Consider the following 17,062-nt stretch of genomic DNA (forward strand, 5'->3'; position numbering starts at 1 on the left):
CACCGGGCGCGCATATCCGTGCAGGAGCCGCCGAAGGCCGCGATCTTTAGCGGGTTCAACGCAATTTCATACTGATCGACTGCAGCAGTTTGCCGTCACGATCGTGATACTTGACCAGAATCCGGTCAGCCTCGACGACCACATGAGCGAAATTGTCCTGACTGACTACGACACTGGTCAGCTCGTGCCGGTAGTCACCGGCAGCCGTGCGCACCAGCGGTTCATCAAGGATGAACGTTGAAGCCTTGGCATACGGCAACAGTTTGCTGTTGTGCAGCGGCGAGGACACGATGGTATGCACTTCAAAGTCGGCGTCCTCGCTGTGAGTGAGGCGACTGGTCAGAGAACCATGGACATCGCCGGAGACGAACACCACGTTTTTGATCCGATGGGTGCGGATGGTTTCCAACAGACGCAGTCTCTGCTCGGGAAATGCTTTCCAGGCATCATCACCGTTGAACTTGCGGTCGGGATAGAACATCACGCTGGTCACCACGAACTTCACCCGCGCCGGGCTGTGGATCAGCCACTCAAGGAGCGCCTGTTCCTGTTCAGCGTCGAGAATCCGTCGGTCATCCTTTGACAAGTTGCGCCGGGTGCGACTGTCAGTCACGAACCAGGCGATATCGCTGTCGCCGAACTGATACCAGTAATGCTTCAAGGTATCCCGGTCTATCTGGCCCTCGCTGTTACATGAGTAAACCGGGCCGTGGCTGGCTTGATAAAGTTCATAAGCGGCCATGGCGTTGCGATATAAGTCCCTGTCAGCCGCTTTGGCATTGGCAGGCCAGTTATCTTCGATTTCATGGTCATCGAGTATCATGTAAGTCGATATGTTGGACATCAGTCGTTGAATGTTCGGCTGTGAAAATGCTGTTCGATATTTCTTCAATATATCTTTTGCTTCACGATCAGGTGCGATGAGATTCAGATCATCCACGTACACTTGATCACCCGTCATGATCACCGCACTGACCGCTGGCTGACTGTTTTCGATGAGTTGATTGATCGAGCCAAATATCCGATCACCCAGTTGCGGTAAGGAGGCGATGCCAGCGGTGATCCGCAGATAACGACACGAACCGACGATAAAGCCCCGGGGCTGGCTGACTTGCGCGGTGCGGGTGCGAAAGCGATAGAGCTGGCGCGGCCATTGCAGTGGGAACTCCACTACCGTGTCGATCGTATGCACCGGGTTCATCGGACTCAACCAGCCGGCCTGGTATTCATATTCGCAATCGGCTTCCAGATCCTGCAGTACCAGTACACCCGACATGTCGTTGGCCGGACTTAAAAGTGCAAATACGCTGTTTGACCATTTTTCCGCGCCGGCCTTGCGAGCACGAAATCCGGCGAATACGCGTTTGTTGTCCTGTTGTTCACCGCGAATGAAAATGCGCACTTGGTTAGTTGTGGTGTGGCCCACGATGGGGCCGATAGTCGGTTTGAACATGATCGATTCCGTTCGAAAGTTGAAGAAATAAGAAATGAATAAGCGGAGCGCGTTGATGCAACTTTCCTGAGCAGAGGTTAGTTGGCCGGCGGCGGAAAATATTGGCGTTAAGTGGACCAGACCTGTGGCCGATATCAGCGCAAGTTGTAGGAAAGGTGCGCGGCCCGGTTTATTTCAGGCAAAAAAAGCCCCGTCAATTGACGGGGTTGAGGTACGAGCGTGTGGCGCTCGAAAGGGTGCAGCAAGCGGCCCTCCGTTACCGGAGGGCCGTTTGGGTTACAGCAGGATGGTGCGGATGTCGCCCAACAGGCTACCCAGACGCTGGGTGAAGCGTGCGGCTGCAGCGCCGTTGATCACACGGTGATCGTAGGACAGCGACAGTGGCAGCATCAGCTTCGGCTGGAAGGCTTTGCCGTCCCAGACTGGCTGGATGGTTGCCTTGGAAACACCGAGGATCGCCACTTCCGGCGCGTTGACGATCGGCGTGAAGCCGGTGCCGCCAATGTGACCGAGGCTGGAAATGGTGAAGCAGGCGCCTTGCATCTCGTCCGAGGACAGCTTCTTGGTGCGGGCTTTTTCAGCCAGCGAAGCTGCTTCGGCAGCGAGTTGCAGCAGGCTCTTCTGGTCGACGTTCTTGATCACCGGCACGAGCAGGCCATCCGGAGTGTCGACGGCGAAGCCGATGTTCACGTACTTCTTGCGGATGATCGCTTTGCCGCTTGGTGCCAGCGAACTGTTGAAGTCCGGCAGTTCCTTGAGCAAGTGCGCGCAGGTCTTGAGCAGCAGCGGCAGGATGGTCAGCTTGACGCCAGCCTTCTCGGCCACGGCTTTCTGCGCAACACGGAAGGCTTCCAGCTCGGTGATGTCCGCCGAGTCGAATTGCGTTACGTGAGGCACGTTCAGCCAGCTGCGGTGCAGGTTGGCAGCGCCGACCTGCATCAGACGGGTCATCGGCACTTCTTCGATTTCGCCGAAACGGCTGAAATCAACGACCGGGATCGGCGGGATGCCCGCACCACCGGTAGCGCCGCCAGCAGCGGCCGGCGCTTCCTTGGCCTTCTGCATCATCGCCTTGACGTAAACCTGCACGTCTTCCTTGAGGATGCGACCGTGCGGACCGCTGGCGCCAACAGCGCTCAGCTCGACACCGAACTCACGGGCCAGTTGACGCACGGCTGGACCGGCGTGAACTTTCGCGCCGGGCTTGGCCGGTGCGGCGGCTGGAGCGGCAGCAGGTGCAGCAGCGGCCGGAGCAGCAGCGGCAGATGCCGGAGCGCTTGGTGCAGCAGCCGGAGCCGGGGCCGCAGCAGGTGCCGCGCCTTTTACTTTGAGCTTGAGAATCAGGTCGCCGGTGCCGACTTCGTCATCCAGCTTGATCGAAACGCTTTCGACCACGCCGGCGGCAGGCGATGGAATTTCCATGCTCGCCTTGTCGGATTCCAGGGTGATCAGCGACTGGTCGGCTTCGACGGTGTCACCCGCCTTGACCAGCACTTCGATGATCTTCGCCTTGCCGGCCGAACCGATGTCCGGGACATGGATGTCCTGAACACTGTCAGCGGCCGCTGCTGCCGGAGCAGCAGCCGGGGCTGGCGCAGCGGCGGCAGCAGGCGCAGCAGCCTGAGCCGGAGCGGCGACAGCAGGGGCCGCAGCGCCTGCCACTTCCAGATCCAGAATCAGGTCGCCAGTGCCGACTTCGTCGTTGAGCTTGACGCTGATGGCCTTGACCACGCCAGCGGCAGGCGACGGGATTTCCATGCTGGCCTTGTCGGACTCCAGGGTGATCAGCGATTGATCAGCCTCTACCTTGTCGCCGACCTTGACCTGGATCTCGATGATCTGCGCCTTGCCCGACGAACCGATGTCCGGCACGTGCACTTGCTGTACCGAAGCGGCAGCAGGAGCAGCGGCCGGCGCGGCAGCAGCAGGTGCGGCAGCCGGTTTCTCTTCGGCTTTCGCAGGAGCGGCGGCAGGTGCAGGGGCCGCTTCTGCGGCGCCCTCGACTTCCAGCTCGAGCAGTTCGTCACCTTCTTTCAGGCGGTCGCCCAGCTTGACTTTCAGGCTCTTGATGACGCCGGCTTTCGGGGCCGGCACTTCCATGCTGGCCTTGTCCGATTCCAGGGTCAGGATGCTCTGGTCGGCTTCGATGCGGTCGCCGACCTTCACAAACAGTTCAATTACTTCACCTTCACCGCTGCCGATGTCAGGTACGCGAATGAGTTCGCTCACAAAATGTCTCCTCAGCAGTCCAGTGGGTTGCGTTTTTCCGGGTCGATGCCGAACTTGACGATGGCCTCGGCCACGACTTTAGGTTCGATATCACCACGGTCAGCCAGTGCTTCCAGGGCTGCCAACACCACGAAATGACGGTCGACTTCGAAGAAATGACGCAGTTTCTTGCGGCTGTCGCTGCGGCCGAAACCGTCGGTGCCCAGGACTTTGAATTCCTTGGACGGTACCCACTGACGGATCTGCTCGGCGAACAGCTTCATGTAGTCGGTAGAGGCGATGACCGGACCCTTGCGGCCGCTCAGGCACTCTTCGACGTAGCTCAGCTTCGGCTTCTGGCCAGGCTTGAGACGGTTGCTGCGCTCTACAGCGAGGCCGTCGCGACGCAGTTCGTTGAAGCTGGTGACGCTCCACACGTCAGCGCCGATGTTGAACTCTTCACGCAGGATCTTCGCCGCTTCACGCACTTCGCGCAGGATGGTGCCGGAGCCCATCAGTTGAACGTGGTGCGCCGCATCACGAGTGTCTTCCTCGAGCAGGTACATGCCTTTCTTGATGCCTTCTTCGGCACCGGCCGGCATGGCTGGCTGCTGGTACGACTCGTTCATCACGGTGATGTAGTAGAAGATGTCCTGTTGCTCTTCGGTCATCTTCTTCATGCCGTCCTGAATGATCACCGCCAGCTCGTAGCCGTAGGTCGGATCGTAGGTGCGGCAGTTCGGGATGGTCGCCGCCAGCAGATGGCTGTGACCGTCTTCGTGCTGCAGACCTTCACCGTTCAGGGTGGTACGGCCGGCGGTGCCGCCGATCAGGAAGCCACGGGTACGGCTGTCGCCAGCGGCCCAGGCCAGGTCGCCAATACGCTGGAAGCCGAACATCGAGTAGAAGATGTAGAACGGCAGCATTGGCTGGTTGTGGCTGGAGTACGAAGTACCGGCAGCGATGAACGAGCTCATGGCGCCTGCTTCGTTGATGCCTTCTTCAAGGATCTGACCTTTCTGGTCTTCCTTGTAGAACATCACCTGGTCTTTATCGACTGGCTCGTAGAGCTGGCCGACCGAGGAGTAGATACCCAGCTGACGGAACATGCCTTCCATACCGAAGGTACGGGCTTCGTCCGGGATGATCGGGACGATGCGCGGGCCGATTTCCTTGTCCTTGACCAGTTGCGCGAGGATCCGCACGAAAGCCATGGTGGTGGAAATTTCACGGTCGCCCGAGCCATCGAGGATGGCTTTGAGGGTGTCCAGATCCGGAGTCGGTACGCTGAAGCTCTGCGCACGGCGCTGCGGCACGAAACCGCCCAGTGCGGCACGACGCTCGGCCAGGTAGCGGCCTTCGGCGCTGTTTGGCTCTGGCTTGAAGAACGGCAGGTGCTCCAGCTCTTCGTCCTTGACCGGGATGTCGAAGCGGTCGCGGAACAGCTTCAGGCTCTCGACGTCGACCTTCTTGGTGTTGTGCGCAGTGTTTTTCGCTTCGCCGGCACCGGTGCCATAACCCTTGATGGTCTTGGCGAGGATCACGGTCGGTTGTTCCTTGTGGTTGACCGCTTCGTGGTACGCCGCATAAACCTTGTACGGGTCGTGGCCGCCACGGTTGAGTTTCCAGATCTCGTCGTCGGACAGATCGGCAACCATTGCCTTGAGTTCAGGCGTGTTGAAGAAGTGCTCGCGAACGAACGCGCCGTCTTTGGCTTTGTAATTCTGGTATTCGCCGTCGATGACTTCGTCCATGCGACGTTGCAGGATGCCGTCGACGTCTTTGGCCAGCAGCGGGTCCCAGAAACGGCCCCAGATGACTTTGGTCACGTTCCACTGTGCACCACGGAACACGCCTTCGAGTTCCTGGATGATCTTGCCGTTGCCGCGAACCGGGCCGTCGAGGCGCTGCAGGTTGCAGTTGATGACGAAGATCAGGTTGTCCAGCTTCTCGCGGCCGGCCAGGGAGATCGCGCCCAGGGATTCCGGCTCGTCGCACTCGCCGTCGCCCAGGAAGCACCAGACTTTCTGTTTGCCCGGCTGGATGAAACCGCGGTGTTCCAGGTACTTCATGAAGCGCGCCTGGTAGATCGCCTGGATCGGACCCAGACCCATCGATACGGTCGGGAACTGCCAGAAGTCAGGCATCAGCCAAGGGTGCGGATAGGACGACAGGCCTTGACCATCGACTTCCTGACGGAAGTTGTTCATCTGGTCTTCGGTGATGCGGCCTTCCATGAATGCGCGGGCGTATACGCCTGGCGAAGTGTGGCCCTGGAAGTAGATCAGGTCGCCGCCGTGTTCGTCGGTCGGGGCCTGGAAGAAATAGTTGAAGCCGATGTCATACAGGGTCGCACTGGAAGCGAAGCTGGAGATGTGACCACCCAGATCCGAATCTCGCAGGTTCGTGCGCATTACCATGGCCATCGCGTTCCAGCGTACCAGCGAGCGAATGCGGCGTTCCATGAACAGGTCGCCAGGCATGCGTGCTTCGTGGGTAACGGGGATCGTGTTGCGGTAAGGCGTGGTGATGGCGTAAGGGAGCTGCGAGCCGCTGCGGGTCGCGAGTTCGCCCATACGGGTCATCAGATAGTGAGCACGGTCTTCGCCTTCTTTGTCGAGAACCGATTCCAGGGCGTCCAGCCATTCCTGGGTTTCGACGGGATCGAGGTCTTGCATGGCTTGCTCCAGGGCGGAAAGGCTTCCAGAATCGGTTGCCTGAGTTTGCGACTGGCCTTGTGGGCAGACGATTTAAAATTCTTGGATTGCCGACAGGTTGTTCCGGCGGCGTGTAGTTTTACTACAAATCTTCCGGCATTTCAGCCTTTCGAATGTATAGACGAGTAGTAAAACTACAGATGAAAGGCTTGTGGCCTCCGACTGCGTTGTGAGAATAATCGTTAAGGCGGGTCGTTTTCCATCCGAATAAGGTGAAAGTTTGATGCTGGATGCCAAAGAAGAAGAAATTTCAGCTATTTCTAACTTTTGTTCGACAGTCCTTCACGTAGCGGGTTTTCATCATTCACTACAAGCGGCCCTTTATACGCCGATCAAGGATAGACCATGACCCTGCCCGCGCTTGCCGAACTGCCCGCCATTCTCCTGCCGTTGGTCAGCCGATCCGAGCAGTCGTTCCGTACGTCCGTCGCCGCCCTTGAAGACGATCACGGCCTGTCGAACTGGACCCCGGAGCGCTGGGCGCAATTCGCCCGGGTCACCGCCGCCAGTGAATTTGTCATTGAACAGAGCGTTCGTGACCCTTTGATGTTGCTGTCGCTGGTGGCGTCCGGCGAACTCGACCGGCCCTTTGCGCCCGGCGAGATGCGCGCGCAGATCGCCGCCGCGGTGAACAGCGCGCAGAGCGAAGATGAACTCGGCCGTGCCCTGCGCCGCCAGCGTGCGCGCCATCAGGTGCGGATCATCTGGCGCGACCTGACCCGCCAGGCTGATCTGGTACAGACCTGTCGCGACCTCTCGGACATGGCCGACGCCACCATTGATCAGGCTTATCAATGGCTGTACAGCCGCCATTGCGAGCAATTCGGCACACCGACCGGCCGACGCAGCGGTTTGCCGCAACAGATGGTCATCCTTGGCATGGGCAAGCTCGGCGCCGTAGAACTGAATCTTTCCTCGGACATCGACCTGATCTTCGCCTACCCCGAAGGCGGCGAAACCGTTGGCGTGAAGCGCTCGCTGGATAATCAGGAATTTTTCATTCGTCTCGGTCAGCGTCTGATCAAGGCCCTCGACCCGATGACGGTCGACGGCTTCGTTTTCCGCGTCGACATGCGCCTGCGTCCATATGGATCGTCGGGCGCGCTGGTGCTCAGCTTCAATGCGCTGGAGCAGTATTACCAGGATCAGGGCCGCGACTGGGAACGCTACGCGATGATCAAGGCGCGGGTGGTGGCTGGCGATCAGGTCGCCGGCGCGCAGTTGCTCGACATGCTTCGGCCATTCGTTTATCGGCGCTATCTGGACTTCTCGGCGATCGAAGCGCTGCGCACCATGAAGCAGTTGATCCAGCAGGAAGTGCGGCGCAAGGGCATGGCCGACAACATCAAACTCGGCTCCGGCGGCATCCGTGAAGTCGAGTTCATCGCTCAGGCCTTTCAACTGATCCACGGTGGCCGCGACCTCAGCCTGCAACAGCGTCCTCTATTAAAGGTGCTGAGCACCCTGGAAGGGCAGGGCTATCTGCCGCCGGCGGTGGTCAGTGAATTGCGCGAAGGTTACGAGTTTCTGCGTTACACCGAACATGCCATTCAAGCGATTGCCGACCGTCAGACGCAGATGCTGCCGGACAGCGCGCAGGATCAGGCGCGCATTGCTTTCATGCTCGGCTTCGCCGACTGGGCCGCCTTCCACGAAAAACTGATGTTCTGGCGTGGCCGCGTGGCCTGGCACTTCGCTCAGGTGATTGCCGATCCCGACGAGGAAGAAGGCAGCGAAAGCGAAGTGGTGGTCGGCGGTGAATGGCTGCCGCTGTGGGAAGAAGAACAGGACGAAGAGGCCGCGTGCCGGCAGTTGGAAGAGGGCGGTTTCGTCGATGCCGGTAAAGCGCTGAAGGCGCTGGCCGGTTTGCGCGGCAGTCCGCAGTTGCGCGCGATGCAACGGCTGGGGCGCGAACGTCTGGATGCCTTCATTCCGCGGCTGCTCGCGCAAGCGGTGGAACACGACAATCCTGATCTGGTGCTTGAGCGTGTGCTGCCGCTGGTGGAAGCGGTGGCGCGGCGTTCGGCCTATCTGGTGTTGCTCACGGAAAACCCCGGTGCGCTGCGCCGTCTGCTGACGCTGTGTGCGGCGAGCCCGTGGATTGCCGAGCAGATCACTCGCTTCCCGCTGCTGCTCGACGAGTTGCTCAACGAAGGTCGACTGTTCAAACCACCGCTGGCGCCGGAGCTGGCAGCCGAGTTGCGCGAGCGACTGACGCGAATTCCCGAGGACGACCTCGAACAACAAATGGAAGCCTTGCGCCATTTCAAACTGGCGCATCGCTTGCGCGTGGCTGCCTCGGAAATCGCCGGCAGTCTGCCGTTGATGAAGGTCAGCGATTACCTGACCTGGCTGGCCGAGGCGATTCTCGAACAAGTGCTGGCCCTGGCCTGGCGCCAGACCGTGGCCAAGTACGGCACGCCGCTGCGCACCGATGGCACGCTGTGCGATCCCGGCTTCATCGTTGTCGGTTATGGCAAAGTCGGCGGTATTGAATTGGGGCATGGTTCGGATCTGGATCTGGTGTTCATCCACGATGGCGATCCGCAGGCGGAAACCGACGGGCCGAAATCCATCGATGGCGCACAGTTCTTCACGCGCCTGGGGCAGCGGATCATTCACCTGCTCACGGCGCAGACCAATTCCGGCCAGCTGTATGAAGTGGACATGCGTCTGCGTCCGTCCGGTGCTTCCGGGCTGTTGGTGAGTTCCCTCGGCGCGTTCGCGCGCTATCAGGAGAATGAAGCGTGGACGTGGGAGCATCAGGCCTTGGTGCGTGCGCGGGTGCTGGTGGGCAGTCAGGATGTCGGCCAGGCATTCGAGAAAGTCCGTGCGCAGGTCTTGGGCAGGGCGCGCGATCTGGCAAAATTGCAACAGGAAGTCAGCGAGATGCGCGCCAAGATGCGCGACAACCTTGGCACTCGCAGCACTGCGGCCGGCACAGCGGCGAATGCCTTCGAAGCGACGGTGCCGTTTGACCTCAAGCAGGACGCCGGAGGTATCGTCGATATTGAATTTATGGTGCAATACGCGGCCCTGGCGTGGTCGCACAGCCATCCGCCGCTGCTGCGCTGGACCGATAACATCCGCATTCTGGAAGAGCTGGAACACGAAGGGCTGATGCCCGCCGAAGATGCCAGTCTGTTGCGCGAGGCCTACAAAGCCTACCGCTCCGCCGCCCACCGGCAGGCCTTGCAGAAAGATGCCGGGGTGATACCGGGCGACCAGTTTGCCGACGAACGCCGGCAGGTTTTGCGGATTTGGCGTGAGTTGGGGCTAAGCTGAAGCCGGTTTATGCAGCACCCAATACCCTGTGGGAGCGAGCTTGCTCGCGAAGACGGAGTGTCAGATGACTCCGATGTAGGATGTGATGGCCCCTTCGCGAGCAAGCTCGCTCCCACAGGAGATCTACAGTGTCTGTAGATCTGAAGCAGGATGAACAAACAATGTAGGAGTGAGCCTGCTCGCGATAGCGCAATGACAGTCGACAGTCATGTTGAAGGAAGTGACCCATCGCCAGCTGCGCCGCTTCCACAATGATTATCGAGGCGGGGAGGCGTAAATGCCTCCCCGGTTCGTTTTTGGAAACCACATGAATATTCTGATCGTTGGACCCAGTTGGGTCGGTGACATGGTGATGGCGCAGACACTGTTTCAGTGTCTCAAGCAGCGCCACCCGCACTGCGCAATCGACGTGCTGGCATCCGAGTGGAGCCGGCCGATCCTCGAGCGCATGCCCGAAGTGCGCAACGCCTTGAGCTTCCCGCTCGGCCATGGCGCGCTGGAACTGGCGACGCGCCGGCGCATCGGCAAATCCCTGCGCGGCCAGTACGATCAGGCGATCCTGCTGCCCAACTCGCTGAAATCGGCACTGGTGCCGTTTTTTGCCGGCATCCCCAAGCGCACCGGCTGGCGCGGCGAATTCCGCTATGGCCTGCTCAACGACGTGCGCACTCTCGATAAAGAACGCTATCCGCTGATGATCGAGCGTTTCATGGCGCTGGCCTATGAAGCGAACGCCGAGCTGCCGAAGCCGTACCCGCGGCCGAGTCTGCAAATCGACCCGGTGACCCGCGAAGCCGCGCTGGCCAAGTTCGGGCTGACCCTCGATCGCCCGGTCCTGGCGCTGTGCCCCGGCGCCGAGTTCGGCGAATCCAAGCGCTGGCCGTCCGAGCATTACGCGAAAGTTGCCGAAGCACGCATTCGCGAAGGCTGGCAGGTATGGCTGTTCGGCTCGAAAAACGATCATGCCGTAGGCGAAGACATCCGCGCTCGGTTGATCCCGGGTTTGCGCGAAGAGTCGGTCAACCTCAGCGGCGGCACCTCGCTGGCCGAGGCCATCGATCTGCTGTCCTGCGCCGACTCGGTGGTGTCCAACGATTCCGGCCTGATGCACGTCGCCGCGGCGTTGAATCGTCCACTGGTCGCGGTCTACGGTTCGACCTCGCCGGGCTTCACCCCGCCGCTGGCCGAGCAGGTCGAAATCGTTCGCTTGGGCATCGAATGCAGCCCTTGCTTCGATCGCACCTGCCGTTTCGGCCATTACAACTGCCTGCGCCAGTTGATGCCGGATGCGGTCAACGATGCCTTGCAGAAACTGCAGGGCTCCGTGGTCGAGGTTCATTAACTTGCGGGTATTGCTGATCAAGACTTCATCGTTGGGCGACGTGATTCACGCGTTGCCGGCGCTGACCGACGCCGCCCGCGCGATCCCGGGGATCAAGTTCGACTGGGTGGTGGAAGAAGGCTTCGCCGAAATCCCGACCTGGCACCCGGCCGTTGGCAAAGTGATTCCGGTGGCGATTCGCCGTTGGCGCAAAAACATCTGGAAGACCATCACCAGCGGCGAGTGGAAACGCTTCAAGCAAAGCGTGCGCGCGAACAAATACGATCTGGTGATCGATGCCCAGGGCCTGTTAAAGAGCGCTTGGTTGACCCGCTACGTCAAAGCCCCGGTGGCCGGCCTGGATAAAACCTCGGCTCGCGAGCCGATGGCTGCACGCTTCTACGATCGTAAACTCGCCGTCGCCCGTGGCCAGCACGCCGTCGAACGCGTGCGTCAGTTGTTCGCCATTGCTCTGGGATACGACTTGCCCAAAGGCCTCGGCGATTACGGCCTCAGTGTTGAACGGCTGGTCGAGTTGCCACGCAAGAATGCCTACGTGGTGTTTCTGCACGGCACCACCTGGGACACCAAGCACTGGCCGGAAATCTACTGGCGCGAGCTGACCGAGCGGGTCGGCTACCTCGGCGTTGGCGTGAAGCTGCCGTGGGGCAACGCGCAGGAAAAGGCCCGCGCCGAACGTATCGCCGCCGGCTTCAAACACGCCGAAGTCTTGCCGAAGCTGAATCTGGCTGGCGTCGGCAAAGTCCTCGCCGGCGCGCAGGCTTGCGTAGCGGTGGACACGGGACTCGGCCATCTGGCTGCTGCGCTGGACGTGCCGACCCTCTCGCTGTTCGGCCCGACCAACCCGGGCCTGACTGGCGCTTACGGCAAATTGCAGGTTCATCTGGCCAGCGACTTCCCGTGCGCACCTTGCCTGCAGAAGAAATGTACTTATCAACCGACCGAGCAGGATGCCCGTCAGTTTGACCTGAAACGCGAGCAGCCTTTGTGCTTCACGCGTGTAAACCCCGAGCGTGTCGCCAGCCGACTGAGCACGTTGTTGATGGCTGAGGAGCTGCGTTGATGCAATTGGCATTCGTCCTGTACAAATATTTCCCGTTCGGTGGCTTGCAGCGCGACTTCATGCGCATCGCCCTCGAGTGCCAGAAGCGTGGTCATCAGATTCGCGTCTACACGCTGATCTGGGAAGGCGACGTACCGCCGGGCTTCGAAGTGCTGGTGGCACCGGTCAAGGCGTTCTTCAATCACCGCCGCAACGAGAAACTCAGCGCGTGGATGGCAGCGGACCTGGCCAGGCGCCCGGTCGATCGCCTGATCGGTTTCAACAAGATGCCGGGTCTGGACGTCTACTACGCGGCAGATGGCTGCTTCGAAGACAAGGCGCAGAACTTGCGCAACTCGCTGTACCGCCGCTGGGGCCGCTATCGCCATTTCGCCGAGTACGAGCGCGCGGTCTTTGCCAAAGACGCGAAGACCGAAGTGCTGATGATTTCCGAAGTGCAGCAGCCGCTGTTCATCAAGTATTACGACACGCCACTCGAACGCTTCCACCTGCTGCCGCCGGGCATCGCCCAGGATCGTCGGCGTCCAGCCAATGCTGATGAAATCCGCGCCGGGTTCCGCGCCGAATTCAGTCTCAAGGACGACGAACTGCTGCTGGTGCAGATCGGCTCCGGCTTCAAGACCAAGGGCGTCGATCGCAGCCTGAAAGCGCTGGCCGCATTGCCGGCCGAATTGCGCAAACGCACGCGACTGTTTGTAATTGGCCAGGATGACCCCAAATTGTTCCAGATGCAGAGTGCGACGCTGGGCCTGGGCGACAACGTGACCTTTCTCAAAGGGCGCAGCGATATCCCGCGTTTTCTGCTTGGTGCCGACCTGTTGATTCACCCGGCGTACAACGAAAACACGGGTACCGTGCTGCTTGAAGCGCTGGTCGCCGGGTTGCCGGTGCTGGTCAGTGCGGTCTGCGGCTACGCCCATTACATTGCCGAGGCTGATGCCGGGCGAGTGCTGGACGAGCCGTTCGAGCAGGCGCAACTGACGCAGTACCTGACCGAGATGTTGAGCAACGACGCTGCACGTGCGGCCTGGAGCCGCAACGGTCTGGCCTTCGCCGAGACGGCCGACCTCTACAGCATGCCGCAGCACGCGGCCGATGTGATTCTGGCGGAGCACGCTTAATGAAGTTGATGCTGGCTGAACCGTTCAAAAGCCTTTGGGCCGGACGCGACCCGTTCGCCGCAGTCGAAGGCTTGCAGGGCGAGGTATACCGCGAGCTGGAAGCGCGCCGGACATTGCGCACGGAAGTCGACGGGCATGGTTTTTTCGTCAAGATCCACCGTGGCATCGGCTGGGGTGAAATCTTCAAGAACCTGCTGACCGCCAAACTGCCGGTGCTTGGCGCCGGGCAGGAGTGGAAAGCCATTCAGCGCTTGCAGGAAGTGGGCGTGCCGACCATGACCGCCGTCGCGTATGGCGAGAAGGGCAGCAACCCGGCGGATCAGCATTCGTTTATCGTCACCGAAGAACTGGCGCCGACCATCAGTCTGGAAGATTACAGCATCGACTGGGTCAAGCAGCCGCCGGCGCCGAAGCTCAAGCGCGCGCTGATTGCCGAAGTCGCGCGGATGACCGGCATGATGCACCGCGCCGGGGTCAACCACCGCGACTGCTACATCTGCCACTTCCTGCTGCACACCGACAAGCCGGTCACGCCGGAAGATTTCAAGCTCTCGGTGATCGACCTGCACCGTGCCCAGACCCGCGCGAAGATCACCCAACGCTGGCGCAACAAGGACCTCGCGGCGCTGTACTTTTCGGCGCTGGACATCGGCCTGACCCGCCGCGACAAACTGCGTTTCCTCAAGGGCTATTTCCAGCAGCCGCTGCGGCAGATTCTGGCGCAGGAAGCGCCGCTGCTGAACTGGCTGCAAGGCAAGGCCGACAAGCTCTATGAGCGTAAGCAGCGTTACGGGGACGCGCTCTGATGGCGGGCTGGACTCTTGAGCCGCAGTACAGCGACCTTGCCGAAGATTTCGGCAGCCTCGAAGCGGTGTTTGCGTTGCAGGGCGAACGCCTGACCCGCGATCCGCTGTCGGAGGTGATCCGCGTGCAGCGCGACGGTGTCAATTACTACGTCAAGCGCTACGTCGGTGCCGGTAAGGGCCTGCGCCGCTACCTTGGCAAGCCGCGCGTGAAGATGGAGTGGCAGAACCTCAAGCGCTTCGCCAAGTGGGGCATTCCAACCGCCGAAGTGGTGGCCTGGGGTCTGGAAAGGCGTGGTGCGGCCTACGATCGTGGCGCCATGATCACCCGCGAGTTGCCCAACACCGAAGACCTCTCGGCGCTGGCCGAGCGCAAGGATCCCAAGCTCAAGGATCGCGCCTGGGTCGATGGTGTCAGCCGGCAACTGGCCGGTTATACCCGGACAATGCATGATCACCGCTTTACCCATAACGATTTGAAATGGCGCAATCTGTTGATCGACGATCAGGCGCGCATATTCCTGATCGATTGCCCCAACGGTGAATTCTGGCGCGGCTTCTGGCTCAAGTACCGGATCACCAAGGACCTGGCCTGTCTCGACAAGCTGGCCAAATATCACCTGTCCAATACCCAGCGCCTGCGCTTCTATAAGCAATACCGCCAGTGCGATCGGCTCAATGTTGCCGACAAGAAACGGATTCGGCACGTGGTGAGATTTTTTGAGGGACGTGAATGACTGATTTTCTCGCCGAACAAGACCGTGCGCTGCTCGAGCGCCACGGTCTCGGCACTTTCGAGGCGTTGTGGGCCAGACAGCTGGAAGCGGTGGATGAGCCCAATACTTCCGGTGGCGGCTGGAGCAGCGTGTTCCGCCTGGATCTGGAAGGCCAGGGTTATTACCTCAAGCGCCAGAGCAATTACCTGACGCGCACCTTGCATGCGCCGTTTGGCGAGCCCAGCTTTGCCCGTGAGTTTCGCAATATCAGCCGTTATCGCAAGCTCGGCATTCCGGCGCTGCAAGCGGCTTTTTTTGGCGAGCGCAAGGTCGACGGTGAAGTCAGGGCGGTACTGCTCACGCGCGCGCTGGACGGCTGGAGCGATCTGGAATCGTTGCTGGCCCGCTGGGCGCAACTCAGCGCGGCGCAGCATTCGGCCATTCTCAAGGCTTGCGGGCTGTTGGCGCGGCGCCTGCACGGCGCGCGTCAGGTGCATGGCTGCTTTTATCCCAAGCATATTTTTCTGCGCGCTACCGGCGACGGCTATGAGGCGCAACTGATTGATCTGGAGAAGACCCGGCCGTTGCTGTTCGGCATGCGCGACCGGATCAAGGATCTGGAGCCGTTGCAACGCCGCGCGCCACAGTGGAGCGAGGCAGACTTGCGCCAATTGCTCGCGGCGTACCTCGATCAGCCGATCGACGGTGATCTGCTCGACAGCTGGCTGGTCCGGCTGACGGCCCGACGCAGTCACAAGGAGACCCGTTGATGCAATTGTCCGAGCTGGCGCGGACAGGGCGCGGCCCCTCATTACCGCTGAGCGTGACCCTGGCGGATGCGGCCGGTACGGCGGATCTGCAATTGTTGAGCCTGCTGCGCGTCTTGCCCGGGCAGCGCTATGTTGGCGCCGGCGTTTGGCGCGGCCGGACGGTACTGGCCAAATTGCTGGTCGGCAGCAAGGCAGCACGGCATTTCCAGCGTGAACTCGAAGGCGTGCGCCTGCTGGCGGCCCAGGGCATGACCACGCCGCTGTTGTTGGTCGATGGTCTGAAAGACGGAGAAGGTGGCTGGCTACTGTTTGAGTTTCTCGAAGGCGCGCACAGCCTCGGTGATGCCTGGGCGAAGGTCGAGGCGTTGCCGGCGCTGGCCGATGAGCAAACGGCGGTGTTGGCCGAAGCGCTGGATGCCATTGGTCGACTGCATGGCAAAGGGCTCTGGCAGGAAGATTTGCACCTGGACAATCTGCTGCGCCATGGCGGTCAGCTGTATTTGATCGATGGCGCCGGGGTTCGCGCGGAGACGGCGGGGCAGCCCTTGTCCCGGCAAAAAGTGCTGGAAAACCTCGGCGTGTTTTTCGCCCAGTTGCCCAAATCACTCGAGCCGTTCACCGAAGAGTTGCTGGTGTATTACCTGTTGAGCAACAGCGAGCATGCGTTACCGCTGGAGGCGTTGCAGACACAGATCGACAAAGTGCGTAGATGGCGGCTCAGGGATTACCTGATCAAGGTCGGCCGCGAATGCACATTGTTTGCAGTGCATCGCGGCGCGTTTGCCCTGCGCGCCATCCGCCGCGAAGAAGAAGCCGCCATGCTGCCGGTGCTCGAACAGGCCGACGCCCTGCTCGATCAGGGGCATCTGTACAAGACCGGCGGCGCAGCCAGCGTCGGCAAGGTTCAGGCGGGCGGGCGCACGCTGGTGATAAAACGCTACAACATCAAGGGCTTTGCCCATTGGCTCAAGCGTTTCTGGCGTCCGAGCCGGGCCTGGCATTCGTGGCGTGAAGGCAATCGTCTGGCGTTCCTTGGCATCGCTACGCCGAGACCGCTGGCGGTATTGGAGAAGCGCTTTATGTGGCTGCGCGGCCGCGCGTATCTGGTAACCGAGTTCCTGCCGGGGCCGGACATCATCGAGCGCTTTGCGCCGTTCGTGGAAAGTGGCCAGGCGCCGGAAGCCGAGTTGCAAGCGCTGGATCGACTGTTTGCCCGATTGATCGCCGAGCGCATCAGCCATGGCGATTTCAAAGGCCACAACCTGTTCTGGCAGACGGATCGCTGGGCGCTGATCGATCTCGATTCGATGTGTCAGCATGCCTCGGTCGGCAGTTTCGCCCCGGCTTATGCCCGCGATCGCGCGCGATTCATGCGTAACTGGCCGCAAAGCAGCGCGTTGTATCGAGTCATCGATCAGCGGTTGCCCAAGGATATCTCCGACGCTGGCTGAGCCTTTTCGCAGCAGGCTGGCTCGCACAATAGCTCGGCCTGCTCTGAGGGCGAGCCTGTTGGCGGCTACGGACAAATAACAGCGACTTGTCCTACAGCTTCTCCAGAAGCCATGAACTGTCTGCTGTTCAGCC

General features: G+C 60.7%; 12 protein-coding genes. 9 read left to right on the forward strand and 3 right to left on the reverse strand.

What is annotated here, in order from left to right; all coding sequences use genetic code 11:
• Positions 1-55 precede the first annotated feature (55 nt).
• The 3 genes from AC0Z4S_RS05250 to aceE all read right to left on the reverse strand — a co-directional run bounded on the left by AC0Z4S_RS05250 (position 56) and on the right by aceE (position 6,339).
• On the reverse strand, positions 56-1,453 hold the full coding sequence (locus AC0Z4S_RS05250) for an alkaline phosphatase D family protein (RefSeq protein ID WP_485622302.1): 1,398 nt from the start codon (positions 1,451-1,453) through the stop codon (positions 56-58).
• A 276-nt stretch (positions 1,454-1,729) separates the two neighbouring features.
• Positions 1,730-3,682: a dihydrolipoyllysine-residue acetyltransferase gene (aceF, locus tag AC0Z4S_RS05255; RefSeq protein WP_485622303.1), complete on the reverse strand. Its 1,953-nt coding sequence runs from the start codon at positions 3,680-3,682 to the stop codon at positions 1,730-1,732.
• Between the two features lie 11 nt (positions 3,683-3,693).
• Positions 3,694-6,339 (reverse strand): pyruvate dehydrogenase (acetyl-transferring), homodimeric type, encoded by a 2,646-nt coding sequence (aceE, locus tag AC0Z4S_RS05260; RefSeq protein ID WP_253498373.1) that lies wholly within the window; start codon positions 6,337-6,339, stop codon positions 3,694-3,696.
• Between the two features lie 262 nt (positions 6,340-6,601).
• Between aceE and AC0Z4S_RS05265 the strand changes: the two genes are divergently transcribed.
• The 9 genes from AC0Z4S_RS05265 (at position 6,602) to AC0Z4S_RS05305 (ending at position 16,929) form a co-directional block, all read left to right on the forward strand.
• Positions 6,602-6,727, forward strand: coding sequence for a hypothetical protein (locus AC0Z4S_RS05265; RefSeq protein ID WP_301291621.1), 126 nt, complete (start codon positions 6,602-6,604; stop codon positions 6,725-6,727).
• Complete coding sequence (gene glnE, locus AC0Z4S_RS05270; RefSeq protein ID WP_485622304.1) at positions 6,724-9,663, forward strand: bifunctional [glutamate--ammonia ligase]-adenylyl-L-tyrosine phosphorylase/[glutamate--ammonia-ligase] adenylyltransferase; 2,940 nt, start codon at positions 6,724-6,726, stop codon at positions 9,661-9,663. Before AC0Z4S_RS05265 ends, glnE begins: the two co-directional genes overlap by 4 nt.
• A 307-nt stretch (positions 9,664-9,970) precedes the next feature.
• Entirely contained in the window at positions 9,971-11,005 is a 1,035-nt protein-coding gene (gene waaF / locus AC0Z4S_RS05275; protein ID WP_485622305.1) for a lipopolysaccharide heptosyltransferase II, read from the forward strand.
• 1 nt (position 11,006) lies between these two features.
• Entirely contained in the window at positions 11,007-12,068 is a 1,062-nt protein-coding gene (waaC, locus tag AC0Z4S_RS05280) for a lipopolysaccharide heptosyltransferase I (RefSeq protein WP_485622306.1), read from the forward strand.
• Entirely contained in the window at positions 12,068-13,189 is a 1,122-nt protein-coding gene (locus tag AC0Z4S_RS05285; protein WP_253498385.1) for a glycosyltransferase family 4 protein, read from the forward strand. The genes waaC and AC0Z4S_RS05285 overlap by 1 nt, the downstream gene beginning before the upstream one ends.
• Positions 13,189-13,995 carry a lipopolysaccharide core heptose(I) kinase RfaP gene (gene rfaP, locus AC0Z4S_RS05290; RefSeq protein ID WP_485622307.1) on the forward strand — a complete coding sequence of 269 codons (807 nt, stop codon included), beginning with the start codon at positions 13,189-13,191 and terminating at the stop codon, positions 13,993-13,995. The genes AC0Z4S_RS05285 and rfaP overlap by 1 nt, the downstream gene beginning before the upstream one ends.
• A complete protein-coding gene (locus AC0Z4S_RS05295; RefSeq protein ID WP_485622309.1) occupies positions 13,995-14,729 on the forward strand; it encodes a lipopolysaccharide kinase InaA family protein in 735 nt (244 codons plus the stop codon). The genes rfaP and AC0Z4S_RS05295 overlap by 1 nt, the downstream gene beginning before the upstream one ends.
• Entirely contained in the window at positions 14,726-15,478 is a 753-nt protein-coding gene (locus AC0Z4S_RS05300; RefSeq protein ID WP_485622310.1) for a lipopolysaccharide kinase InaA family protein, read from the forward strand. The genes AC0Z4S_RS05295 and AC0Z4S_RS05300 overlap by 4 nt, the downstream gene beginning before the upstream one ends.
• On the forward strand, positions 15,478-16,929 hold the full coding sequence (locus tag AC0Z4S_RS05305) for a lipopolysaccharide kinase InaA family protein (RefSeq protein WP_485622312.1): 1,452 nt from the start codon (positions 15,478-15,480) through the stop codon (positions 16,927-16,929). Before AC0Z4S_RS05300 ends, AC0Z4S_RS05305 begins: the two co-directional genes overlap by 1 nt.
• Positions 16,930-17,062: the final 133 nt, after the last annotated feature.

The organism is Pseudomonas sp. 1L-B-1-E-C1 (assembly GCF_057291835.1).